The organism is Synechococcus sp. H55.8, from assembly GCF_047462375.1.
Lineage (GTDB): Bacteria > Cyanobacteriota > Cyanobacteriia > Thermostichales > Thermostichaceae > Thermostichus.
Genome location: NZ_JANSJC010000002.1, coordinates 116,800 through 140,926, shown reverse-complemented (window position 1 = coordinate 140,926; position 24,127 = coordinate 116,800). Strand labels below are relative to the sequence as shown.

At 58.8% G+C, this 24,127-nt stretch carries 21 protein-coding genes, 1 tRNA gene, 1 pseudogene and 1 CRISPR repeat array; of the genes and pseudogenes, 19 read left to right on the top strand and 4 right to left on the bottom strand.

Features of this window, described 5'->3' with window-relative positions; all coding sequences use genetic code 11:
* Positions 1-5 precede the first annotated feature (5 nt).
* The 12 genes and pseudogenes from casA (at position 6) to NW862_RS01660 (ending at position 11,248) form a co-directional block, all read left to right on the top strand.
* On the top strand, positions 6-1,592 hold the full coding sequence (gene casA, locus NW862_RS01715; RefSeq protein WP_414335461.1) for a type I-E CRISPR-associated protein Cse1/CasA: 1,587 nt from the start codon (positions 6-8) through the stop codon (positions 1,590-1,592).
* Between the two features lie 11 nt (positions 1,593-1,603).
* A complete protein-coding gene (casB, locus tag NW862_RS01710; protein ID WP_414335462.1) occupies positions 1,604-2,203 on the top strand; it encodes a type I-E CRISPR-associated protein Cse2/CasB in 600 nt (199 codons plus the stop codon).
* Between the two features lie 72 nt (positions 2,204-2,275).
* A complete protein-coding gene (gene cas7e, locus NW862_RS01705) occupies positions 2,276-3,421 on the top strand; it encodes a type I-E CRISPR-associated protein Cas7/Cse4/CasC (RefSeq protein WP_414335463.1) in 1,146 nt (381 codons plus the stop codon).
* Between the two features lie 3 nt (positions 3,422-3,424).
* Positions 3,425-4,072 (top strand): type I-E CRISPR-associated protein Cas5/CasD, encoded by a 648-nt coding sequence (cas5e, locus tag NW862_RS01700; protein WP_414386206.1) that lies wholly within the window; start codon positions 3,425-3,427, stop codon positions 4,070-4,072.
* A complete protein-coding gene (cas6e, locus tag NW862_RS01695; protein ID WP_414335465.1) occupies positions 4,054-4,686 on the top strand; it encodes a type I-E CRISPR-associated protein Cas6/Cse3/CasE in 633 nt (210 codons plus the stop codon). Before cas5e ends, cas6e begins: the two co-directional genes overlap by 19 nt.
* Before the next feature lie 26 nt (positions 4,687-4,712).
* Positions 4,713-5,660: a type I-E CRISPR-associated endonuclease Cas1e gene (gene cas1e / locus NW862_RS01690; RefSeq protein ID WP_414335466.1), complete on the top strand. Its 948-nt coding sequence runs from the start codon at positions 4,713-4,715 to the stop codon at positions 5,658-5,660.
* A complete protein-coding gene (gene cas2e / locus NW862_RS01685; protein WP_414335467.1) occupies positions 5,660-5,932 on the top strand; it encodes a type I-E CRISPR-associated endoribonuclease Cas2e in 273 nt (90 codons plus the stop codon). The genes cas1e and cas2e overlap by 1 nt, the downstream gene beginning before the upstream one ends.
* 19 nt (positions 5,933-5,951) lie before the next feature.
* Positions 5,952-7,052: direct repeats of the CRISPR family, unit length 29 nt; unit sequence GTTGTCCCCACACCCGTGGGGGTGAACCG.
* Positions 7,053-7,203: 151 nt separating this feature from the next.
* Complete coding sequence (locus NW862_RS01680) at positions 7,204-8,382, top strand: transaldolase (RefSeq protein ID WP_414368812.1); 1,179 nt, start codon at positions 7,204-7,206, stop codon at positions 8,380-8,382.
* 27 nt (positions 8,383-8,409) lie between these two features.
* Positions 8,410-9,894, top strand: a pseudogene (locus NW862_RS01675) (cobaltochelatase subunit CobN); the annotation flags it as partial.
* A gap of 48 nt (positions 9,895-9,942) precedes the next feature.
* Positions 9,943-10,263 carry a DUF2605 domain-containing protein gene (locus NW862_RS01670; protein ID WP_414341527.1) on the top strand — a complete coding sequence of 107 codons (321 nt, stop codon included), beginning with the start codon at positions 9,943-9,945 and terminating at the stop codon, positions 10,261-10,263.
* A complete protein-coding gene (locus NW862_RS01665; RefSeq protein WP_414333816.1) occupies positions 10,263-10,526 on the top strand; it encodes a DUF2973 domain-containing protein in 264 nt (87 codons plus the stop codon). Before NW862_RS01670 ends, NW862_RS01665 begins: the two co-directional genes overlap by 1 nt.
* 293 nt (positions 10,527-10,819) lie before the next feature.
* The gene (locus NW862_RS01660) at positions 10,820-11,248 is read left to right on the top strand and encodes a GerW family sporulation protein (protein ID WP_414337951.1); all 429 of its coding nucleotides are present in this window, start codon (positions 10,820-10,822) and stop codon (positions 11,246-11,248) included.
* Here NW862_RS01660 and NW862_RS01655 read toward each other — a convergent pair.
* The 3 genes from NW862_RS01655 to NW862_RS01645 all read right to left on the bottom strand — a co-directional run bounded on the left by NW862_RS01655 (position 11,245) and on the right by NW862_RS01645 (position 17,198).
* On the bottom strand, positions 11,245-14,520 hold the full coding sequence (locus NW862_RS01655) for an AAA family ATPase (RefSeq protein WP_414426856.1): 3,276 nt from the start codon (positions 14,518-14,520) through the stop codon (positions 11,245-11,247). The two genes, NW862_RS01660 and NW862_RS01655, sit on opposite strands and share 4 nt — an antisense overlap.
* Before the next feature lie 136 nt (positions 14,521-14,656).
* Complete coding sequence (gene recJ, locus NW862_RS01650; RefSeq protein WP_414426855.1) at positions 14,657-16,897, bottom strand: single-stranded-DNA-specific exonuclease RecJ; 2,241 nt, start codon at positions 16,895-16,897, stop codon at positions 14,657-14,659.
* A gap of 133 nt (positions 16,898-17,030) precedes the next feature.
* Positions 17,031-17,198, bottom strand: coding sequence for a hypothetical protein (locus NW862_RS01645; protein WP_414337946.1), 168 nt, complete (start codon positions 17,196-17,198; stop codon positions 17,031-17,033).
* A 259-nt stretch (positions 17,199-17,457) separates the two neighbouring features.
* On the opposite strand from NW862_RS01645, the gene NW862_RS01640 reads away from it, so the two are divergent.
* The 4 genes from NW862_RS01640 (at position 17,458) to NW862_RS01625 (ending at position 19,741) form a co-directional block, all read left to right on the top strand.
* The gene (locus NW862_RS01640) at positions 17,458-18,387 is read left to right on the top strand and encodes a metallophosphoesterase family protein (RefSeq protein ID WP_414333822.1); all 930 of its coding nucleotides are present in this window, start codon (positions 17,458-17,460) and stop codon (positions 18,385-18,387) included.
* Positions 18,388-18,464: 77 nt separating this feature from the next.
* Positions 18,465-19,214 carry a phosphoadenylyl-sulfate reductase gene (locus tag NW862_RS01635; protein WP_414333824.1) on the top strand — a complete coding sequence of 250 codons (750 nt, stop codon included), beginning with the start codon at positions 18,465-18,467 and terminating at the stop codon, positions 19,212-19,214.
* Positions 19,215-19,217: 3 nt separating this feature from the next.
* Positions 19,218-19,556, top strand: a complete 339-nt coding sequence (locus NW862_RS01630) for an antibiotic biosynthesis monooxygenase family protein (protein ID WP_414333826.1) — start codon at positions 19,218-19,220, stop codon at positions 19,554-19,556.
* Positions 19,557-19,669: 113 nt separating this feature from the next.
* Positions 19,670-19,741: transfer RNA gene (locus tag NW862_RS01625), tRNA-Val, on the top strand.
* Between the two features lie 255 nt (positions 19,742-19,996).
* Here NW862_RS01625 and NW862_RS01620 read toward each other — a convergent pair.
* Positions 19,997-20,419 carry a DUF1818 family protein gene (locus NW862_RS01620; RefSeq protein WP_414347960.1) on the bottom strand — a complete coding sequence of 141 codons (423 nt, stop codon included), beginning with the start codon at positions 20,417-20,419 and terminating at the stop codon, positions 19,997-19,999.
* Between the two features lie 77 nt (positions 20,420-20,496).
* Here NW862_RS01620 and NW862_RS01615 point away from each other — a divergent pair, with 77 nt between their 5' ends.
* From NW862_RS01615 to NW862_RS01605, 3 genes are all read left to right on the top strand, one after another.
* Positions 20,497-22,206 (top strand): SpoIID/LytB domain-containing protein, encoded by a 1,710-nt coding sequence (locus NW862_RS01615; RefSeq protein WP_414333829.1) that lies wholly within the window; start codon positions 20,497-20,499, stop codon positions 22,204-22,206.
* Positions 22,207-22,227: 21 nt separating this feature from the next.
* Positions 22,228-23,238 (top strand): GTPase Era, encoded by a 1,011-nt coding sequence (era, locus tag NW862_RS01610; RefSeq protein WP_414368677.1) that lies wholly within the window; start codon positions 22,228-22,230, stop codon positions 23,236-23,238.
* 217 nt (positions 23,239-23,455) lie between these two features.
* Positions 23,456-24,058: a glutathione S-transferase family protein gene (locus NW862_RS01605; RefSeq protein WP_414426854.1), complete on the top strand. Its 603-nt coding sequence runs from the start codon at positions 23,456-23,458 to the stop codon at positions 24,056-24,058.
* The last annotated feature ends 69 nt before the right edge of the window (positions 24,059-24,127 follow it).

The following is a 24,127-nucleotide window of genomic DNA, read 5'->3' as shown; positions in this document are numbered from 1 at the left end:
AGCTCATGGAGAGCCAATCCTTTAATCTCACCAGAGAAAAGTGGATCCCTGTACTCGATCCCGATTTTCGGATCCAAGAGTTGTCTTTAGTTGAGTTGTTTAGAGAGTGGGAAAGCCTAAAAGAGATTCGAGGAGATAATCCGCCTACCACTTTAGCCCTCTACCGTTTTCTACTGGCAATTATGCACCGAGCCTATCTTGGGCCGACAGATACAGATCACTGGAAGGAAATCTTTCAAGACAATGGAAAGAGAGTTGTTGAGTACTTGCAGGGTAGTCAAAATTGTTTTGACCTATTCCATCCCACTCACCCCTTCATGCAGGATCCAGCTTTACCTATAGAAAGAGCCGTGCCTGTCTACGCCATCCATACCATGAGCACCTCTGAAGTATTCTCTCATGAACACGAATGGAGCGGCTACAGCATCTCCTTGCCGGAAGCTGCTCGACTATTGGTGCGTCTACAGGGAGTCGATATCACTAGCCTAAGGGCATTTTATGTCGGGCAAGACAGTGGCAATCGCTCTGCTGTAAACACTCCGACTATGAATGTTGCCAATGTCCTTTTAAAAGGAAGAACCTTAAAAGAGACGCTGATGCTGAACTTGATGCAGTATAGCCCAGAGAATGAGATACCGAGTGTGGTAGCTGGAGAAGATGTACCCACCTGGGAAACCGAAGTTGGCTACACTGGCCAACCGAAAAAAGAAATCCCTGCGGGATACATCCACTACTTAACCTTTCCCTGGCGGCGGCTGCGGCTGTTTTCAGAAGCTGGGCGAGTGCAGCAATTGGCTATCACTATGGGCAACTCCCTACCCGAGGGTGTAGAGGCCCGGCAGTGGGAATGTAGCGTTGCCTATAAAGAAGGTAAACCAGTGCGTCTATCTTTACACAGACAGTTGTGGCGGGATGCGGACAGTTTTCTCTTGACGGCTGGCAAGCAAACCCGTCCTCGGATTGTGGACTGGCTAGCTGAGCTCAAGTCAGAAGAATTGGTCAATAATTTGGTTGTATTTGAAGTGTTGGGTATGAGCGCTGACCAGGCTAAACCTTTAGGATGGAGTTCGGCTCGATTTTCAGTTCCAATACAGTTTGTTACAGATTTGGAGTTGGCGCAGAGCTTAAAAAGCGCTATTGGAATTGCCGAGAACCATCAACAAATCTTTCGATCTTTTAAAGGCAGCCCCTACTTTTCTCTGGCAGAGGTTCTCAAAAACGAAGAGACTGAGAATCTATCCAAGAAGCTATCCAAAGCTTTAGATGGAGAGTCTCGCTACTGGACAATTCTAGACCAAGCTTTCTCAAGGCTACTTCATGATTTACCCCAAGATAACCAAACTGGAGCTGATGGCATTACCCGCTATGGACTTACCACTCTACCTGCCTGGATTAAGACTGTACAAGATGCCGCTCGGAGAGCCTTCACCGAATCCATTGAGTCTATTCGCAATCATCAGGCCAGAGCAGCTGCCTTGCGCACACTGGAGTGGAAACTAGCAGAGCTTCGCGCCGACCCAAGGGAAAAGAAAGCTCAAAAACAAAAAACAGCTAAGAAAAAGCAGAAGAAGGAGCAAGCCGTTGTCCAATAGGAGTCTAAGTTATGGCTACAACTCAAATCTCTTCTCATAATCGACTAGAACGAGCAAAAAAGTTCTTACAGGAAATTAAGGATCGCCTTAAAAACGACACCGGCGCCAAAGTTGCCTTCAAGCGGGCACTTTCCGGCAAGCACCACCACTTACGAAAAATTTACCCCTTTGTACTGCCCTATTTGCAAGGGATCCCCGAACAAGAACAGGATATCTGGATCTTTGTGGCGTGTCTCTCTGTTTACCATGATCAAGATGCAGAACCGGATGCCGGTAACTTTGCGAAAAGCTGTCGGGAACTGCAAGACAGCACTGAATCTAAAGGCCCAGAACGAAGGTTTAGAGCTCTTCTGGAGACCGATCTTGACTATATCGAATATCCAATCACAGCTCTAGTGCGACAGATGAAGAGCAAAAAGGAGAGGAGGATTTCTGTTTACTACCCACGTTTGATCGTTGACCTTTGCTTATGGAACCACCCCGATCAAGTTGTTCAAGATAAATGGGCTAGAACTTTTTGGCAATCACCTTCTTCTGGATCTGCAAGGTCAGAAGAAACTGATAATGTAAGTTTCGAGGTCTCCGATGACTTCAAAGAGGATGTAGGCTGAGAGGCACTTGCCTCTGTTTAAGCTAGCAGACTTGTTCCGACACCATACCTTAGAGGAGAAATAGCCATGCGAATGGAAATTCATTTGATTCAAAGTTTCCCTCCTGCCAACCTAAACCGCGATGAAAATGGCATGCCCAAATCTACGATATTCGGCGGTCGTCCGCGAGCGCGAATCTCTAGCCAGTGCCAGAAGCGGGCAGCGCGAAAATACTATTACCAATATGCCAAGCTAGACCCGGCTCACTTTGCCGATCGCTCTCGTAACTGGATCCCTGAGTTGAAATCTAAGCTTGTGAAGGCAGGGATCCCTGATGAGCAAGCTGAGCTGGTTGCTCGGCTGGCCTTAGAGGAAGGGCTTAAGCTCAAGTTTAATGATAAGAACGAAGCCACCACTATTATATTTTTGGGTAAGACAGAACTTGATGCAATTGCCGAAATCCTAATCAAAAACTGGTCTGCCATCGAATCCAGCTTACGAGAGGAAAAGCCTAAGCTTCCCCAAAAGGATCCCAACATAGCCAAGGCGATCGAGAAAGCTTTGGTTGATACAGGAAAACCGGGTGATGTGGCTTTGTTCGGTCGGATGATGGCCTCGCTACCCACAGTCAATGTCGATGCTGCCGTTCAAGTGGCCCATGCAACTAGTATTAATGTCCTGCAACAAGAATTCGACTTCTTCACAGCCGTAGACGACCTGGGCAGTAGTGAGGACACCGGAGCCGACCACATGGGCGAGACGGGGTACAACAGCTCTACCTACTACCGCTTTGCTGTTCTCGATAAGGAGCAGTTGGTTGAAAATCTAGGTGGAACTGAACATCTAGGATCCATTATCAAGGCTTTTGCTACGGCTTTCATTCATGCTGTGCCCAGCGGACATCAAAACGGATTTGCCGCCCACACTCGGCCAGCATTGGTGATGGTGGTAGTTCGAGAAGGGCAGCCTATTTCCTTGGTGGATGCCTTTGAAAACCCGGTTGCTCCTAGTGGAGGATTTAGCCTACTGGAAAATGCCGTTAAAGCTTTAGATGAGTATTGGGGATCACTTATCAAGATGTATGGAGAAGCTGATGTGCAGTATAAGGGCGTTGTTGCCCTTGATAGGCTAGCCGAGAGACTTAACGTACTCAAATCTAGCAAGAAAGATTCTGTAGAAGAGCTCTTAAATAGTGCTCTCAAAGCTCTTGGCGTGGCCAACAACGGCAAAGGAGCTTAGATCATGACTACGCTTCTCATGCGATTGCGGGCCCCGATGATGAGCTGGGGCGACCACAGCCAGTTTGATTATCGCGATAGCCGTCGTGAGCCTACAAAGTCGGCTGTCATCGGGATCCTCTGCGCGGCACTGGGTCGCCCTCGTTGGGAACCTGTTGATGATCTAGCTGCCCTCAGAATGGGGGTGCGAGTGAATAAGGAAGGGATCCTTCGCAAAGACTTCCACACAGTGCAAAACAATATGCACGATAGGCGTAAAGCGGAAACGACGCTTAGTGAGCGCTACTACGTAGCGGATGGGGATTACCTGGTGGGATTGGAAGGGGATTTTAATTTGCTGAGAACCTTGGATCAAGCTTTGCAAAAACCTCACTGGCAAGTGTTTCTAGGACGGAAGAGTTTTATTCCCAGCCGCCCTTTGCGATTGGGGCTTGTGGAGCAGCCCTTGCTGGAAGCTTTGCGTCAGCACCCTTACGAGTGTTCTAGACGCGAGCAGTGTCCCTCTCAACTTCGCTTTGTTTTGGAGGTTCCTGAGAGCTTAGATGTGCGCCAAGATGTGCCTTTGAGCTGGCAGCCACGGCGTTTCGGTTGCCGGGCTGTGAAGACAGAATACTATAAACTCCCGGAGGTGATATGTATCTTTCCCGGCTGATCCTCAACGAGCGACAGATTTTGGTGCAGCGAGAGCTCAGTAATGCTCACGCTTTGCACCAGCGAATTATGCATGGTTTTCCCGATCAACCCACCAAAACCCCTCGCTCCGATTGGCATATTCTTTACCGTCAAGAACCCGATGGCTGCACTCTCCTGGTACAATCAGCCATTCAACCAGATTGGTCTCGCTTGCCCCAGGGTTATGTCCAAAGGGATCCGGAAGTCAAAATCTTTGACCTAAAGCCAGAAGTTCTAAGTAAGGGAAGATGCTTTCAGTTTCGACTTCGAGCAAATCCCAGCAAGCGAGATAGGAAGACCCACAAGATTATTGGCTTTTTTCGCTCTGAGGATCAACTGGAATGGCTCCGCCGCCAGGGCCAGCAGCATGGGTTTGAGGTGTTGGCTGCAGAAGGGATCCCATCGCCGCAAATATTTGGGATCAAAAAGGGGCTCTCCGGGCCAGTTCGTATCCACACCGTTTTGTTCCAGGGCATATTGCGGGTAACTGATGCTGAAGCTTTGGTCAAAGCAGTGCAACAAGGAATTGGGCGAGGGCGCTCCTACGGCTGCGGACTCCTATCACTTAGCAAGATCAGCTACTTTCCCTATTAGTTTTGCCTTCTAAAGGAGAGTATCTTATGAGCACAAAGACAACTGCGAAAAGTTTACGTTCTATCCCAAAGGTTCGAGATAGCATAAGCTTCGTCTATGTGGAACGGTGCCGAATTGAGCAAGATGCTAAAGCTGTTGCCGTTTTGCAAGAAGATGGCAGATATATAATCCCTTGTGCCAGCTTGACAACTTTAATGCTAGGCCCCGGAACGGCAATTACTCACGCTGCTATTAAGAACTTGGCCGATGGCCTCTGCTCAGTCCAGTGGGTTGGCGAAGATGGGCTACGCTTCTATGCCAGCGGATCCCATCCTTCTAGCAGCGTGGAAAGGCTTTATCACCAGGCCAAACTCTGGGCAGATCCCGTCCAGCATATGGAAGTGGTTCGGCGTATGTATTCCTTTCGCTTTCCCGAACCTTTAAAAGAAGGGCTAACCCTTGAGCAGATTCGTGGCCTAGAGGGAGTGCGAGTGCGAACTGTTTACAATCGCCTGAGCAAGGAAACAGGGGTAAAGTGGAAAGGACGCTCCTATAAGCTCAAGGAATGGGAATGTGCTGATCCCGTTAATCGAGCTCTTTCTGTTGCCAATACTTGCCTCTACTCTGTTTGCCAGGCAGCGCTCAATGCCGTAGGCTATTCAACTGCGCTGGGATTTATTCACATAGGCAAGCCCTTATCTTTTGTTTATGATGTTGCCGATCTCTACAAAACAGAGATCACTATTCCTGCTGCCTTCAAGGCTGCCGCTGAATTGATGCCAAACTTTGAGTCGAGAACCAGGCAACTGTGTCGAGAAAAGTTTGTAGAGCATCGGTTGATGCAGAGAATCATAGACGATGTTGACGCCATCCTCGGCTTCAGAGCTACTCAGGACGAGTCTAGCCCTTTGGGTGCTCTTTGGGATAACGAGAAGGGAGCTGTTGAGGGGGGAGTGAGCTACGGAGAAGATCTAGATGAGGCAACGCCGGACTAATGGTGGTTTTCATCTTGGAGAATGTCCCAGCAAGTTTGAGGGGAGACCTAAGCCGCTGGCTGTTTGAGATCAAGGCGGGGGTCTTTGTCGGTCGCGTCTCGGCTCTGGTTCGAGAAGAACTGTGGGCGCGGGTGACCAGCAAAATCGGCGACGGCTCTGCACTGATGGTCTATTCCATCAACTCAGAGCAGGGATTCTGGGCCAGAAGCATCGGGGATCCCTCGCGGCAGCTAGTAGACATAGAAGGGGTGCTGCTGGTCAAAACCTACTAAAATCGGCAAAAATCGAAGTGTTGTCCCCACACCCGTGGGGGTGAACCGAGCGCGACGGTTCACGTGGTCAGACCGATTGGCAGTTGTCCCCACACCCGTGGGGGTGAACCAATCCCCCCACCTTGACCGCCCCTGGATAGGCAAGTTGTCCCCACACCCGTGGGGGTGAACCAAGGTTTCCGGGTGGTGTTCCCTGCATCTCTCTCTCCGTTGTCCCCACACCCGTGGGGGTGAACCGTAAGGTAGACACCAACCACCAGGCCCCCGCCCCGTTGTCCCCACACCCGTGGGGGTGAACCGGACGTAGAGCTACTCCTGCGGGGGTGGCTCTGCAAGTTGTCCCCACACCCGTGGGGGTGAACCGTTGGCAAACGTCACCTGGGCCGGCGACACCATCCGTTGTCCCCACACCCGTGGGGGTGAACCGCGCCCGTTGCGACGCAAAACACAGCGCTGGGCAGTTGTCCCCACACCCGTGGGGGTGAACCGCTAGGCAGGGAGAGGGAGAGGACAGAGGGAAGACAGTTGTCCCCACACCCGTGGGGGTGAACCGTTACCCTGCGCCGGGCCCAGGCCGATACCGACGCCGTTGTCCCCACACCCGTGGGGGTGAACCGATTCTGTGGCCAGTGCCTCACTGTCCATCAACCCGTTGTCCCCACACCCGTGGGGGTGAACCGTAAGGTTGCATGGCGCACCTCAATCACTACATCCGTTGTCCCCACACCCGTGGGGGTGAACCGACTGTGCCACCACGCCCCGACACACCCAAACCCGTTGTCCCCACACCCGTGGGGGTGAACCGAGCGGGGGCCAGCCCCTGAGCCCGCGCCAGTCCGTTGTCCCCACACCCGTGGGGGTGAACCAGAAGAGAGCCTTGGCTAGCCTGACTAGCCAAAAGGTTGTCCCCACACCCGTGGGGGTGAACCGAAGACTGGGCTGCCGGACGGTAACCCCACACACACCGTTGTCCCCACACCCGTGGGGGTGAACCGCCCTAGTTGCGTGCCGTAGCGGGCCTGTTCCTGGTTGTCCCCACACCCGTGGGGGTGAACCGACCTCTGGGCCCACTGGTCTGCGGACCAATAACCGTTGTCCCCACACCCGTGGGGGTGAACCGAACCGGCGCCACCAGTCCAGGAGCGGGCGCCGCGTTGTCCCCACACCGGTGGGGCAGACAATTAAGACAATCTCACATCTACCGGGATCCCTTGCCTGGGTGGGCGACACTAGGACTGGGTCGCAGAAGCGCGATAGCTAAGGAGGGGAGTATGAGCAAGAGCCTGCTGGAGCAGTTGCGAGAGATGACCGTCGTGGTGGCCGACACGGGGGATATCAACGCCATTGAGACCTTTAAGCCGCAGGATGCCACCACCAATCCCTCTTTGATCACAGCAGCCGCCCAAATGCCCCAGTACCAGGGCATTGTCGATGAGACCTTGCTCAAGGCCCGCAAAGAACTGGGATCTAAAGCCGACACCAAAACCGTAGTGGCCCACGCCATCGATGAATTGGCGGTAGCCTTTGGCGTGCGCATTCTCTCCATCATCCCCGGTCGGGTTTCGACCGAGGTAGATGCCCGCCTCTCCTACGACACCGAGGCTACCGTAGCCAAGGCCCGCTACCTCATCGAGCTCTACAAGGCGGCAGGGGCGGATCCCAAGCGGGTGTTGATTAAAATTGCTTCGACCTGGGAAGGGATCCGCGCCGCCGAGATCTTAGAAAAAGAAGGGATCCACTGCAACCTGACTCTGATGTTTGGCCTGCACCAGGCCATTGCCTGTGCGGAAGCAGGGGTAACCCTCATCTCGCCCTTTGTGGGCCGCATCTTGGATTGGTACAAAAAACACACAGGCCGGGAGAGCTATCCCCCTGCTGAAGATCCGGGCGTGCAGTCGGTAACCCAGATCTACAACTATCTGCGCAAATACGATTACCCGACGGAAGTGATGGGCGCCAGCTTCCGCAACATTGGGGAAATCATCGAGCTGGCCGGCTGCGATCTGCTTACCATCTCGCCAGTTCTCTTGGCGGAGCTGCAAAACACCGAAGGCCACCTGGAGCGCAAACTGGATCCGGAAAAAGCTAAGAAAATGGACATCCCGCGTCTGGTGATGGATCGAGCCACCTTCGACCAGATGCACCGGGAAAACCGCATGGCTTCAGAAAAGCTGGAAGAAGGGATCCAGGGCTTCTCCAAGGCGCTGGAGGTGCTGGAAAGGCTGCTCACCGAGCGGCTACAGAAGCTGGAGGGCGCCAAGGAAACGATTACCCACGCCGCCCAGGATGTCTTCCGCATCTACGACCTGGATGGGGATGGCTTCATTACCCGCGAGGAGTGGATGGGGGCGGATCGCGTCTTCGATGCCCTCGACACCAACCAAGATGGCAAAATTACCCCCGAAGAAATGCTGGTCGGCCTAGGGGCAGCCGTCTACTTGAGGAATTAGCCAGCCAGCTCTATGGGCGAGAACTTTCGCCGCATCGGGGATGGGGTAGCTGCCCTAGAGGCCCAGGCCCGCCTCTGGATTGCCCAGCGGCTACAGGGGATCCCTTACGATCCGCCCCCGGGGCCGGCGGCCAGCCAGGTGCTGCGCTGGATCGAGACGGACTTGCTCCCCCGCCTGCAGCAAACGCCCCAGGAGCTGGAAAATCTCCTGCGCGGGCTCAATGGCGGCTATGTGCCCAGCGGCCCTTCCGGCGCCCCCACGCGGGGCCGGGTGGAGGTGTTGCCCACCGGGCGCAACTTCTACTCGGTGGATATCCGCGCCATTCCTACCCCCACTGCCTGGCAAGTTGGCTCGCTGGCCGCCGAGCGGGTGGTGGAGCGCTACGTGCAAGAGCAGGGGGAATATCCCCGCCACCTGGGCCTATCCGTTTGGGGAACTGCCACCCTGAGAACCGGCGGCGAGGACTGGGCGGAGGCGCTGGCGCTCTTGGGGGTTAGGCCCCGCTGGGAGGGGGGACGGGTGGTGGATATCGAGATTCTGCCTGTAGCGGCTTTGGGCCGTCCCCGCGTGGACGTAACCCTGCGCATCTCCGGCTTCTTTCGCGATGCTTTTCCCAACCTCATTGCCCTCTTCGACCGGGCTGTGCAGGCCGTGGCCGCCCTGGAAGAACCGGAAGCCGACAACCCCCTGCGGGCCCAGGTGCTGGCCGATACCCAGTACTGGCAGGAGCAAGGGATCCCGCCTTCAGAAGCGGCAGAGCGGGCGCGGCTGCGCATCTTTGGCTCCAAACCAGGGGCCTACGGAGCCGGGCTGCAGGGGCTGATCGAGGCGCAAAACTGGGAAACCGAGGCGGATCTGGCGCGCGCCTACCTCACCTGGAGCGGCTACGCCTACCGGGCCGAGGGCGAGGGAGAGCCGGCCCCCGCAGCTCTGCGGCGGCAACTGGCCCGCTTGCAAATTGTCCTGCACAACCAGGATAACCGCGAGCACGATCTCCTCGACTCCGATGACTACTACCAGTTCCAGGGGGGCATGGTGGCAGCCGTGCGCACCCTCCAGGGCCGCAACCCCCAAATCTACTTCGGGGATCACGCCCGTCCCCACAACCCCAAGATCCGCACCCTGGCCGAAGAGATCGACCGCGTCTATCGCGCCCGCGTCGTCAACCCCAAGTGGATTGCCGGCGTAATGCGCCACGGCTACAAAGGCGCCTTTGAGATGGCCGCCACCCTCGACTACCTTTTTGCCTACGACGTCACCACCCACGCCGTGCCCGATTTCATGTACGCCGGGGTGGCCCGCGCCTACCTGTTGGATCCCCGGGTGCAGCAGTTTCTGCGGGATCACAACCCCTGGGCACTGCGGGATATGAGCGAGCGGCTGCTGGAAGCCCACCAGCGGGGCTACTGGCAAGAGCAGGCCCTAGAGCTGGTGCCCCAGCTGGAAGCCCTGCTGCTGGAGACGGAAGCCCGCCTGGAGGCCACCCAGGGATCCCTGGCGGGAGAAGGTTAAGTTCAGCTAAGATGCTCTCAGCAAACCAGGCGCGGAGGGATCCCAATGATGAGCAAAGCCAAGTTACTGCGAGAGATTCTGGGGCCCCTACTGGAAGATTACCGCTACTGGTTTGAGCGCTCCCGCCGCTTTTTGCAAGAAGAAACCCTAGAATTTATTAGCCCAGAGGCGCAGCAGGCCCTTCTGGAGCGGGTTTTGGCTGCCCAAGCAGAATTGCAAGCCGCAGAAGCCCTCTATCAGTTGTCGGAGAATGAAGTTGGCGTTGACCCAGCGCTGATGGCAAAATGGCATCACCTGCTGATGGAGTGCGCCGAGCTGGGCCGTCGCTTCCGCCAAATTCACCCTTCCTCTGACTCATCTGACCCGTGATGCTGCAGATCCTCTACCTTATCGCTTTCGTGGCCATCGCCTTTGTGGCCCTGCGTAACCTGGTGGCCAATATCATCACGTTGGGCAAAGAAGAGCGCAAGGCCTCGCCCCGTCGGGCTCGCCGACAGGCGCCCCACCCAGAGCTCTTGGATGAAGAAGGCAACCTGACGGAAGAGCCCTTGTTGGTGATTCGTTCGACCAGCCTGGAAGAAGCCCGCAGCCGCCTGGAAGATCTCTACTCTGGCTCTCCTGACGAGGATTAAAAGCGGCGCAGGAGCTTCCCCTTTCTCGGTGTCGGCCCGAGTCAGTTGTGGGGGTAAGTAGCCTTTCTTGGATGAAGTTACGATAAAGCACCTGGCGCCGAGCACTATTCCTAACTCCCCTCTCCCTGAGGGAGAGGGGTTGGGGGTGAGGGTCGTCCCTGAGGGAGAGGGGCCGGGGGTGAGGGTAGCGGCGCGGAGCACTTGGGTAGGCGGCAAGGTATCTTAACCTTGTTTGAGGCAACTACAGTCAATCTGGTTCTTCACCTGGTGGCCTCTGGAGCTGGCCTGCAGCATTGACGCAAACGTCACAAATGGGATCCGATTCCAATTCCGATTTCGAGGTGGAAGCCGTCCTGGAGGCGGTGCTGAGCAAGCTGACGGTTTTGGCGGAGACGGGACAGACCTTTGGCCAGCCGATTACCATTGGCGACACAACGATTGTCCCCTACGTGTCGCTCTATTTTGGCGTTGGCGGAGGAGGGGGCCATTTTGGCTTTCGCAGCAACGGACGGGATCCGGCCAGCCTGTTTGGCGGAGCGGGGGGCGGGGTGCGCATCGAGCCGGTGGGCTTTTTGGTGATCCGAGGGGAGCGGGTGGAGCTGCTGACCACGGCCCAAAAGCCCGGCCAGTGGAGCCAGCTTGGCGAGACTATAATTCCCCTGCTGCAGCAGTGGCTCCAGAGCCGGGCCGGCAACTCCTCAAATGACCAGCCAAATGACTAGCCGCGAATGGAGAGGCGGGATCCCTGGGGGGAGGGCTGCACCTCGATGCGGTGGGGAAAGGCCTCTTGCAGACTGGGGATGTGGGTGATCACCAGGATGCAGGCAAAGTCAGAGGCCACAGCGTTGATGGCCGCCAGCAACTGGGCCCGCCCGGTGGCGTCCTGGGAGCCAAACCCCTCGTCGATGATCAATGTTTGCAGGTCGGAGCCGGAGCGCTGGGTAAGCAGGCGGGAGAGGGCCAGGCGAATGGCGAAGTTGATGCGGAAGGCCTCACCGCCGGAGTAGGTCTCGTAGGGGCGGGTGCCGCGGGGATCGGCGATGAGGATGTCGAGGGTTTCAATTAGCTTGTCCGAGCGTCGCCCCGAGCGCTGGGTTACAAAGCGCAGATGGAGGCGGTGTTGGGTGAGGCGGCCCAGGATCTGGTTGGCCTGGGCCTCTAGCTCTGGCAGAACGTTTTCGATGATCAGGGCGGGAATGCCGTTGCGGCCGTAGGCGTTGGCCAGCTCCTGGTACACCTGCTGCTGGCGGCGGGCCTGCTGCAGTTGTCGCTCTAGCTCTGCCCGCTCCGACTGTTGTTCAAGGGCCTGCTGCAGCCGCTGTTGGGCCGCCCCGATTTGAGAAAGCACCTGATCCAGCCCTTGCCGGTGCTCCTGCAGAGCTTGGCGGATCCCTTCCAGGTGGGCGGGCAAGACCTCAGGCTGCTCCGCCAGTTGTTGCTGCAGCGCTTCCAGCTCTTGGGTGGCCTGGGCAAAGTGCTGCCGGCTTTCCTGCAGGCGTTGGGACAAGATCTGGCTGCGGGCTGTGGCTTCCGGCAGCTCCTGGCGGGCTATTTGGAGGGCCTGCAGGCGGGCCGGCCACAGTTGCGCCTGGGCCAGTTCTGCTTTTACCTGCTGGTGCAGGGATCCGTCGTAGCCAAGGTGGTGCAGCGCCTGCTCGATTTGGGCCAGGCGTTCTGCCAGCGGCGAGTCAGGGGATCCCGCCTGTTGCAGGGCTTCCAGTTGCGCTTGTAGGGAGGCGATCTGTTCACACAACTGGGCTCGGCGCTCCTGGGCTTTGCGCAGCTCGTGGGAGCGGCCCAGGGCCCAGCGCCAGCGCTCCACCTCTCCCCGTTGCAGGGCGTGTTCGCGCTCGTCGTAGCCCAGGTGTTGCAGGGCCTGCTGGATCTGGGCAAGCTGCTGCCGCGCCTCTGGGGCATAAGCTTCTTGGTTGAGGATTTGCTCCAGTTCTGCCGCTTCTGCCCGCCAAGCCTCCAGTTGCCGCTGCCGCTCCTGCCCGGCCTCCCACTGCTGCTGCAGCCGCCCCTGGAGGTGCAGACGCTCATCCCAAGCGGCCAATTCTTGCTCAAGACGCCGAGCTTCCTCTTGCAGCAGCCCGATCTCCCGGTCGGCCACCGCCAGTTGCTCGCGAATCACAAAGAGCTCGCCGGCAATCTCTTCTTGGCGCTGGCGGTGCTTTTGCAGCACCACATCCCTCAGGTGCGGGCTGAGCGGACGGGCGCAGAGGGGGCAAACCCAAAGGTGGGATTCCGGGACAGCCAACGCCTGGGTGGACGGTGCCGGCGCAGGCGCGGCAGGCTGCTCTGAGAAGGCTGCTTCCGGGGTGGCTTCGGATTCTGGGTGTTCTTCCTCCCCACCTTCTGCCATCGACTTCACCCCCGCCAAGGCAGGGGCGGAGTGGTGCCTTTCTTGCTCTGGATTGTAAGGATCTGGGCGATCCGGATCCCCGAGATCCAGCCGCTCGGGGTGAAAGGACTCCGTCCTGCTATCGCCAACGGGAAAGGCCTCCCAAGGAGCCTCTAATAGGCGGCAGCGCTCTTCCTCCTGTTGCCATTGGTGCTGGAGAACCCGCTGCCGCTCCTGCAGCTTCTGCACAAAGAGGCGGCGCTCTTGAATTTTTTCCAGCACCTGCTGTTGGTAGAGACGCCGTTGCTCCAGCTCGGCCAGGGCTGCGACGCCGGCGGCAATTTTCTGGGCCAGTTGCTGCTGCTGTTGGGCCAGGGTTTCCTGGTTTTGCAGTTGCTGCTTGAGGAGCTGGAGGCGGGCTTGCAGGCGTTCTCGCTCGCGGCGGATCTGCTCTTGCCAGTGCCGTTGTTGCTCTAGGAGGGCGGCGGCTTGGGCCTGGGCATCGTTCAAGATCTGCAGGCGCTCCTGGGCTTGCCGGTAGTGGTGGAGGGCGTTTTCGATGCGCTCCCCTTCTGCCAGCACCTGGGCATCGGCCTGGGCTTGGGCCTGGCAGGCGGCCAATTCCTGTTGCAGCCGCTGCATTCTGCGCAGTTGCTGCTGTTGGTACTCAGCTTGTTGGGCCTGCAGCTTTTGGCGCTCTTGGAGCAGGTGTTGCTGTTGCTCGAAGAGGCGGTGAAGATGGCGATCTTGGGCCATCAGGGACTGATAGCGTTCGTAGCCCGCCAGGATCTCCTCGCTTTGGGCGATCAGCTCTTCCAACTGCAGCAGGTGCTGTCGTTGGGCTCGCCACTGCTGTTCGGTGTGGTGCAGGTTGGCGCTGAGCTTGTGCAGGTGTTGGGTGAGTTGCCGGTGGCGCTCCTCTAGGGTGTGGCGATGTTCATAGGCCCGCTCTAGAGACTGTAATTCCTGCTGCTGTTGGGCCAGGAGCTGTTGCAGATGGGTTTGCTGTTGTTGGAGCTGCTCCAGTTCGGCTTGGATCTGCTCGATAGAGGCCTGCTGTTGCTCCAGCTTGGGCAGGCGCTCTTGGAGTAGATCCGCTTTCAGCTTGGCACTGCGAGCCTGTTCGCGGCAGCGCTCGGCCAGCAGGTCGTACTGGCCCAGCTTGAGCATATCGGCCAAGATCTGCTTGCGCTCGCCGGGGCGCTTCAGGGTAAAGGCATCGGCTCGTCCCTGCCGCAGGTAGGCCGAGTGAATGAAGGTATCGTAGTCGAGGCCAAGCTGACTTTGGATGGCCTGTTGGGTAGCGCGCATGCCGCGGCGGGTTAGGCTGCGCCAGGCGGTTTCTCCAGCTTGAATTTGCCACTCCAGGGATCCCTCCCCCGACAGGTGGCGGCTGCGCAGGATGCGGTAGGTTTGCCCCCGCGAGCGGTAAATCACTTCCACCCAGGTTTCACTGGCACCTTTGCGGATGAGATCGCTGTCGTTGCTGGCCCGGCTTTGTCCCCAGAGGCCCCAGGTAAGGGCGTCGAGCAAAGCTGACTTGCCCGCCCCGTTGGGGCCACAAATGCAGGCGGTGTGGATCCCGCGCAGATCCAAAACGGCGTGAGAGTAGCAGAGAAAATGGTGTAAGGTCAGGCGAACCGGGATCACGGAAGACTGGGCTCTGGGTGCGGCAAAACGCTAGAGCTAAGCCGTTTGATCTAGAGTATCGCGTCGGCCTTGAAAGGGTTGGCCAGATCCCAAGCCTTGCCAACTTTTTTGCGGGAATTGAAGGGATCCCTCACCTCTACTTCGGAGACAAAGCCGCCGGCGCGGGATCCGGTTGCAGCAGCCGTTGACAGAGCTGGGCGATTTGGTCGGAGCTGGCCTCGTCCAGCCAGCGGTGGAAAGCTTGGGATTCGCGGATGCGGCCCAGCAGCAAGGTGGGAATTTCCTCTGGGCTGTGCAATTCCGCTAGCCACTGTCGAGGCAGGCCAGTCGCTGCCGCCAGAGCGTCGGGATCCCGTTGGCCCGCTTGCCAGAGTGCCTGCAGTTGGGCGATCTGCTCCCAGCGGTGGCCAGAAGCAGCCAGGATCAGGGTTTGCGGCTGTAGCTGTTGCAGCAGTTGGGCCAGATCCGTCGGCAGCCAGGGCCAGCGGGCCAGCACCAGAGCTGTTTTTGCCGACGGGAGGAAGTCTTGATCGAGGGGCAGAGCCTGCCCCCTGTAGCAGACGGCTTCTCTGAGAGAATCCGGCAGGGGGCGTTGCCGGTAATCCTGGATCTGGAGACGGGTGGCGGAAACGGTGGGCGCCTGCCAGTCGCCAGAGGAGCGCAGCGCCAGTACTTTGCCTTGCCAGGGTTGTCTGCCCTGGTCATCCGCTTCCAACTGCAGGGCGATGTCCATAGCCTGGCATTCTTGCCACTGCTCCAGCTCTTCGCCGGCTTGCCAAAACCAGAGGGTACGGGATCCCAGCCTGCCTTGCAGATCAAACCTTAAGTGGCGGCCATTCTGGGAAGCCCCCAGCTTGACGCTGCCGCGACAAACGTTCATCAGGGCTACGACGGGGTTGGGATTGCCGTGGCCAAAGGGCTGCAGAAGCTGCAACTGCCGATACACCTCGTCCAGCTCTGCCACCCTATCCCGGCCCTGAGAGGCCAACAGTTCCCAATCGATGACGATCTCCACCGCCAGGGCGCGAGCTTGGCGATCCGGGCTGACCCTCGCGGCCAGCTCCCGCCGCAAAGCCAGTTGTACGGCGGCCAGGCAAGACAGATCTACTTGGATCCCGGCAGCCATAGGGTGTCCGCCTCCCCCCAGCAAGAGGGGGCGCACGGCCTCGATGGCCTCCACCAGGTTCACCCCTGGAATCGAGCGGCCCGACCCATAGCCCCGTCCCGCCCTCTCGTCTTTGGCGATCAACACCGTCGGGCAAGCGTATTGCTCCGCCAAGCGCGCCGCGGCGATCCCCAAAACCCCTGGGTTCCAGCCGCTTCCGGCCAGGACAATCGCCCCCTCCCGCCCCAGATCTAGGCTTTCCACCTGTTGGCCGGCCTCTTGAATCACTTGCTGGGTAAGGCGCTTACGCTCCTCATTGAGGGCAACAAAATGCTCCACCAGCGTCTGGGCCCGCTGCGGATCGGAGGTGGTCAACAGCTCCACCGCCAGGCTGGCATCGTCCAAACGGCCAATGGCGTTCAGCTTGGGAGCAAGGCGAAAGGCGATATCCTGGGCTGTTGGTGTTCCTGAGGATTGGCCGTTGCCCATCTGATCCAAAAGAGCTCGCAGCCCCGGGCGCTGCGTCTTGGCCAGCACGGGCAGGCCCCGCTGCACCAGGTAGCGGCACTCCCGCTGCAACACCGCCACATCGGCCACGATCCCCACCGCCACCAGATCCAGGTGCTCTTCTACGCCTGGGATCCCCAGCGCTTGGTAGAGGGCCTCCGCCAGCTTGTAGGCCACCCCCACCCCCGGCAGAAAGCGCAGCGGATGTTCCTCTGGCAGGCGCAGTGGGTTGACCACCGCATGGGCAGGGGGCAAGGGATCCGGCAGCGTGTGGTGATCCGTCACGATCACGTCCACCCCTTCGGCTTGGGCGGCGGCAATCTCGGCGGCATTGCCCATACCGCAATCCACCGTCAGGAGCACTTGGCAGCCCTGGGCCAGCACCTGCTGTAGCCGCTGGGGGTTCAAGCCATGCCCTTCGCTGCTGCGCAGCGGTAGGGTGAACTGGACTCGGAAGCCCAAGGGCTGTAACGCCGAGAGCAAGAGGCTGGTGGCGGTAACGCCATCGCAGTCGAAATCTCCCCAAATGCAAAGGGTTTCTCCTCTTTTTCTTGCCTGCAACAGGCGTGCTACTGCCCGCTCCAGATCCGGCAGGGATCCCGCTGGCGTGGGAGAATACTGATCAGGATCGACGAAGGCCCGCGCTTGTTCCCGGCTGTGCAGCCCACGCAAGGCCAGCACCTTGGCTGCATACTTGCCGTATTCTCGGCTCAGCTCCGGATCAAACTGGGGTGGAGTGGGCAGCAGATCCCAGCGGTATTCCATGCCAACGGGTTGGGCCGGCCCCCGGGCCGACGGGGATAGAGCTCCTTAGGAGCGTATCAAAAACTGCCCAGGGAGAGAAGCAACACAGGATCCCGGAAAGCAACAGCCGGGGTGAGCGATCCCTGCCAACCTGCTATTGACAGCAGTGAGAGGCCACGCAGCAAGGCGAAGGGTGGGCGTGGTCATGGGTGGCACAGGCTTCGCTGCAGTAGAGTTGGCCTTCGTAGCGATAGCCTTGGCTGCTTTCGAAGCTGCAGTTGCAGTGTTCACAGGCGCAACGAACAAGGGTGGTAGCAGACATGATGTTTTCTCCTTGCTTGAACTGAGGGATCCTCTTGTCGAAGATCTGTGTCCCTATACCCTAGCGGTTGCTCGGCAGCGGCGCCGGAACAAGAATCAGACTCATTTGTGGCGATTCCAAATCACAGCAACCACAACTCCCCCTCTGGGAGAGGGGCTGGGGGTGAGGTCATCGCGGCAGAGGTTAAGAGAAGCCCATAGCCCTCCAGCTAGTTATTGACTTATGATGCGGGCGTGGGGTGTGAATAAGTACCTAGACAATGGCAACCCAACGCATTTGCTTTGCTCAAGTTTCAGATGTCCACCTGATGCCCGAGACGGGCTGCCGCTGCTGGTGGATGTCCGATTCCCCTCGCCGCCAGTTGCAAGCTGCCGTTGCCCATCTCAACCAAGTACCCGATCTGCGCTTTGTCCTGTTTACCGGCGATCTGGTGGATCAAGCCGATCCGGAGAGCTTTGAGTTGTTCCGGGAGATTCTCGCCCAACTGCGGGTGCCCTACTACCTCAGCCTGGGCAACCACGATGTCGATACCTTGAGGAGAAAAGGGCGCTTCAACCGGGATCAGTTCATCCGTTGGTGCCAAAGCCAATTCCCCCTGTCCCCAGCTCCTACCGGTTATGTCGATTACAGCCTTTCCCCTCTGCCCGGGATCCGCCTGGTTGCCCTCGACGCTAGTTTAGGACACTTCCCCTTGCCTCAGGGTGTGCTGCGTCCCTCGCAACTGCACTGGCTAAGCGAACATCTACAAGCGGTGCCCGAGGAATGGCTGATTCTGCTCATCCATCAGCCTCCTTTTATCTCCCCCACCCAGATGGATGCGGTCTTGTTCCGCAAGTACCGGCTCCGCAGCGAGCAAGCCTCGGCACTACACACCCTCCTGGCCAATCACGGGCGGGTGGTGGCGGTGTTGAGCGGGCATCTGCATGTGCCGAAGGTGTATGTGCGAGATGGGATCCCTTACCTGACGGCACCTCCGCTGGTGGGGCCGGTTTCGGCTCTGCGGGTGTTTGAGCTGGATATCAACCCACGGCGAGGGGTGTTGCGCTACCACTGGGTTCACCTGCCGGAGCCGGATCCCAGCCCCCTCTGGCACGGCTTGGTTATGGGGATCCGACGGGATCGCTGGGGACAAATCCCCCTCCGTGCCAGGGGATCCCGATCCCTACCTCTGCCCGCCGCTGCCTCGTAGCCCAAAAATCCCAAAGCTTGACCGAATTAGTGTAGATTAATAAAGACGAGGATCGTTGCATTCGGTGTCTTCCCCCTATGACGGCAAGCCTTTCTTCTTCTTCTAGCCGCTGGGAGCTGGCGGCCCAGGCCGTGCGAGAACAGTATCAGCCCCAGGTAGCCTCTCTGAGCGAGCACTTTGAGCCCTTGTCGGCCAGTGACTTGCTGGCCTGGGGGGTAGAGGAGTTTGGAGATGGGCTGGTGCTGGCCTGTAGCTTGGGCCCGGAAGACCTGGTGTTGATCGATCTGCTCACGGCCATTCGCCCGCAGGTGCGCGCCTTTTTCCTGGATACCGACTTTCACTTCCCGGAAACCCTGCAACTGCAGCAACAGGTGTTGGCCCGCTACCCTCACTTGCAACTGGAGATCTTCAAACCTCTGCTCACCCCCGAAGAGCAGGCGGCGCAATATGGGCCAGAGCTGTACCGCACCAACCCCGACCTCTGCTGCAACATTCGCAAGGTAGAGCCCCTGAATCGCGCCCTGGCCAACTGCACCACCTGGATTACCGGGATGCGCCGCGAGCAATCCCCCACCCGCGCCGATATTGGCAAGGTGCAGTGGGATGCCAAGCGCAACCGCCTCAAGCTCAACCCCCTTGCCGACTGGACAAACGGCCAAGTCTGGAAATACATCCTCGCCCACGGGATCCCTTACAATCCCCTGCACGATCGCAACTATCCCAGCATCGGCTGCCTCCACTGCACGGCGCCGGTAGAGCCGGGGGCGGATCCCCGCTCCGGCCGCTGGAAGGGCACAGCCAAAACCGAGTGTGGTCTGCACACATAGCCTATGAACACGGCTCCTGTCCTGGAGGTGGCCCGGTTTGAAATTACCCCCGGCTCGGAAGCTGCTTTTGAAGCTGCCATCGGCCAGGCTTTCGTTTATCTGCAACAAACCGATGGCTATCGGCAACACCAACTGCAGCGCTGTTTGGAGCACCCCCAGCAATACCTGCTGCTGGTGCAGTGGGGATCCCTAGAGGCCCATCTGGTCAACTTCCGCCAATCGGAAAACTTTGTCCGCTGGCGTGCCCTCATCGGGCCCTACTTTGCTCGCCCGCCGCAGGTGTTGCACTACCAGTTGTTGGCCGGATCCGAACATCCCTTCGATTTAAATTTGCAAAAATAGGATGCCGGTTCAGCACCCACTCTCGAGTCAAGCTGATTCTCAATCGCACGGGTTGAATGTGATATTATCAATTTCCGACCTTCCGCCCAGGTGTGCGTCGGCATCGCTCAGAGGGGCTGTTAACTCAGTGGTAGAGTACCACCTTGACACGGTGGGAGCCGCTGGTTCAATTCCAGCACAGCCCATGTCCTTCAGAATCCGCTTTGGGGGCAAGCTACAGGGCTAGGTTGAGCTGCTCCTGGGTATTTTGTGGGAGCGGGACTTCATCGAGGTCGATGAGGCGTACAGTTCACAGGCAAGTTTCTTGGATAATGCGGATGCCAATGCCGCTGCCAACCTGCGGGGGAAAGTAGTGGATGTCACGGATTCTCTCGGGTGTTGACGGGAGTAATGGTTGGCTAAGGGCCAGGCCTGTCGGGAGAGTTGCCCTGCAGGCTTGCTCAAGAGGCTGGGTCAAAAAATTGAGCAACGGCCCGACAGAGTTCGGGGACGACGTCAGCAGGCCAAAAACCTTCGCCGCGCCGGCCCTGGTGCAACTGCAGGTAGAGGCCCCAGGCGGTGGCGCTGCCGCTGGCTATCAAAGTCAAGACAGGGAAAGTCTGCTCCAGTGTAATGCTTTCCTCCGCCATCAGTTGGGAGGCGATGGCCTCCAGATCCTGCTGCAGGCGCTGCACCCCTTCCGCAAACGCTTGCCACTCCTCTTGGGTGAGCTCCAGCGCCCAAGTCTCTCCCCCCACCAGGGCCACAAAGGGGGAGCGGGAGGGATCCCAGCCCAGCCGCCAGCCGGATCCCTTGCGCAAAGCAGAGCGGGCCACGTCAGGGCTCCGTCCGATGGGGAACTCCTTGTCGGGAACAGCATCCATAGGGCTTTGCACCGCTGCCGGTAGGCCAGAAAAGATGCGGGTACAATCGACAGGGTGTGTTTTAGGATAAAGCGGCCATGGCCAGTTGTCAGTCTCCTACTGCCCAACCTCGCCGGTTTTTAAGGACTCCGCTCCGCTGGCGCAAACAAAGCACCTTCATTTCCGGCTTGGGCCTGTTGCTGACAGCCTTGGTGCTCCGTGCCGCTGACGCGACCGGGGTGCGCAAAGAGGCCGAGAACCCTGTTTCGCCGGCGCGATTGTCCGCGGCGGCCACCCCCGAAAACCCGATCCTACACGTGGGCATTGTGCAACGCTTTGGCCTTTCTGAGCAAGATCAGGTGGAATTGGCAGCGCCGCTGGGGTCTTTCCTCACCCTGGAATTTGCTCAAGCAGACGGCAGCACCCAGACGCAGCGCCTCCCACAAGTTACTGTTGGGATCGTCAACCGCGCCCTGGCCAGCCCGGAAACCGTGTACCGCCTCATCCTCAGCAGCCACAAAAGCTTCGAGAGCGCCGAGGCCAGCGCCAACTACTGGGAATCTCTGGGCATCCACACCGAGATCGCCCAACCGCAGGAATGGCAGGTGTGGGCCAACCGCGCCTACACCCCCCAACAACTGATCCAGATTCAGCAATATGCCCAGAAAGAAGGGATCCCTCAGGTGCGGCTGGAGGTGCAGGAGCGACGCGAACGGGCAGAGCTGAGCTGGGTGCATGAGCATTTTCGCTACCACCGCACCCGCCTCCGGGTGACCTCCGATGCCGGCTATTTGCGGGTGAACGACCGCTACTATGCCGGATCCATTACCCTTCAGCCCAATGCCTACGGCAGCTATACGGTGGTCAACGCTGTGCCCTTGGAAACCTATTTGCGGGGGGTGGTGCCCCATGAGGTGGGGCCAGGGGCTCCCTTTGCCGCCATGGCTGCCCAGGCGATTTTGGCGCGCACCTACGCCCTCAAGAACCTACACCGCTTTCGGATCGACGATTACCAGCTCTGTGCCAACACCCACTGCCAGGTTTACAAGGGGCTGAGCGGCACCCACCCACGGGCCGACGAAGCCATTCGCCAGACCAGCGGCCTGGTGCTCACCTACAACGGCGAGCTGGTGGATGCCGTTTATTCTTCCACCAACGGCGGCGTATCGGCGGCGTTTGAAGAGGTTTGGGACGGGGAGCCGCGCCCCTATCTGCGTCCGCAGGTGGATATCGCCCACCCGCCCGATAAGCCCTTCGATTTGCGGCAGGAGAACGACTTGCAAGCCTTCCTGGCCCGGCGGGAGGGTTTTAATGAATCGGGGGTGTCGCGCCTCTTCCGCTGGGAGTTCTCCCAATCGCTGGAGGAGCTGAATGCCCAGTTGCGAGCCGGCCAAGACTATCTGGGGATCCCAATGCCCATTTGGAGCAGCATTGCGGGGATGGAGATTCTGGAGCGCTCTGTCAGTGGCCGGGTGCAGGCGCTGCAGTTGGACTTGCAGACGGCGGAAGGGCTCCACTCGATTCTTTTGCGCAAGGATCAGGTGCGCTTGGCTTTTCCCCGCCTCTACAGCACCCTATTTCGGATAGAGCCTCTAAAACAAGGGGAGCGACTGGTAGGCTATCGCTTTATCGGCGGCGGCTTTGGCCATGGGGTGGGCCTGAGCCAGTACGGCTCCTATACCTTGGCGCGGCGGGGGTTGAACGCGGCGCAAATCCTCGCTTTTTATTACCCCGGCACCACCTTGGCCCCGCTGGGATCCCTATCCCTGCAGTTACCTGCCGCCGCAGGGGCCTACTCTGTCCGCTAGAAACAAAGGCTGGGGAAGGCCATGGCTGAAGAAGAGCTACGAGCGCAGAGCCAAGAAACCCCTGCTGGCCCTCAGGGAAAAGCGCCCGCTGAACCGCAGCCCTCTCGCGTCGCCGATGCGCTTCCAGTTGCCCCGCCGGGCTTTAAGTCGGGGTTTGTGGCGCTGATCGGGCGGCCCAATGTGGGCAAGTCCACCCTGCTGAACGCTTTGGTGGGCCAGAAGATCGCCATCACTTCTCCCGTGGCCCAGACCACCCGCAACCGGCTGCAAGGGATCCTCACCTTGCCGCAAGCCCAGATCATCTGGGTGGATACCCCCGGCATCCACAAGCCCCATCATCGCCTGGGGGAGATCTTGGTGCACAACGCCCAGGCTGCCATTGCCGCAGTGGACGTGATCCTCTTCGTGGTGGATGGCTCGGTGCCGGCGGGACGTGGGGACACTTTCATCGCCGAGCGGATCCCTGCTGCTACCCCCTGCATCCTCGTCTGCAACAAAGTGGATCTACTGCCCAAAGAGTCTGCCGCGCGCCAGGCCCACCAAGAGAGCTACCAAGCCCTGCGCCCCGGTGCCCCTGTCATCTGGGTGTCGGCGCTGGATCCCGGCAGTTTGGCGCCCCTCATCCAGGCCACCATCGATCTGCTGCCCACCGGCCCCTACTACTACCCGCCGGATTTGGTGACGGATCAGCCGGAGCGGTTCATTATGGCAGAGCTGATCCGCGAACAGGTGCTGCTGCATACCCGCGAGGAAGTGCCCCATTCGGTGGCCGTGACCATCGACCAGGTGGAAGAAACCCCCACCGTCACCCGCATCTTGGCCACCCTCTACGTGGAGCGGGACTCGCAAAAAGGGATCCTCATCGGCAAAGGCGGGGAAAGGCTCAAGCAGATCGGCCAGGCCGCCCGTCTACAGATTCAAAAGCTGATCCTGGGCAAGGTCTACCTGGAGCTGTTCGTCAAGGTGCGGCCCCACTGGCGGCGCTCCGAGCACCTCCTGCGCGACTTGGGCTATAGGGCTATGCCCCCCTAGCGCCGAAATGTAGACTCTCCTCTGGGAGCAGCGCCGGCGGCAGGGAGCGTCTCGATGGGGCTGGTTTATAGACCACGATGCTGGATTCTGGCCGGAATTCTTGCGTCAGCCTGGATAGCAAAGCCCCTGCAGCTCAACGGAGTCTCTATACGGAGTTTTTATACGGAGTTTTTATATTGAGCGTTATATTGGGCGTTTTGGGGTGAGGTTAACGACAATGTTGCGACTGTACGGGATCCCAACTTCTGGGAACTGCTACAAAGTAGAGCTGCTGCTCAAGCAGTTGCAGATCCCCTACGAGACGGTTGAAGTCAATTCTAGGGTCGGAGAAAATCGCCGCCCCGAGTACCTGGCCAAGAACCCTCTGGGCCAGATCCCGGCTTTGGAGCTGGAAGACGGGACCGTCCTGGCCGAGTCTGCCGCGATCTTGGTTTACCTGGCAGAAGACACCCCCCTCTACGGCCAAAACAAGTTGGAACGGGCCGAGATCTTGAAGTGGCTATTTTTTGAACAAACCCGCATTGCCCGCTACATTGCCACCACCCGCTTCCTGGTGCGGGCTGGACAAGCCGAGGCCCACGCCGAGCTGATTGCCCAGAACCTCAAATCCGGCACAGAGGCCTTGGAGATCATGGAGGGCCATTTGCAGGGGAAAGCGTTTTTCGTGGGCAACCGCTACACGATTGCAGATCTGGCCCTTTTTACCTACACCCACGTGGCGGAGCAAGGTGGGTTCGACCTCAAACCCTTCCCCAACATCCGCGCCTGGTGTGAGCGGGTGAAAACCACCGACCGCTTCTTCCCCCTCCCTGGTGCCTAGAACTTGCTGGCGGCGGCTCCTTCCCTCCCCCTGCAGCCGACCGAGTTGGATTTTGCTTCCAAGCCTATC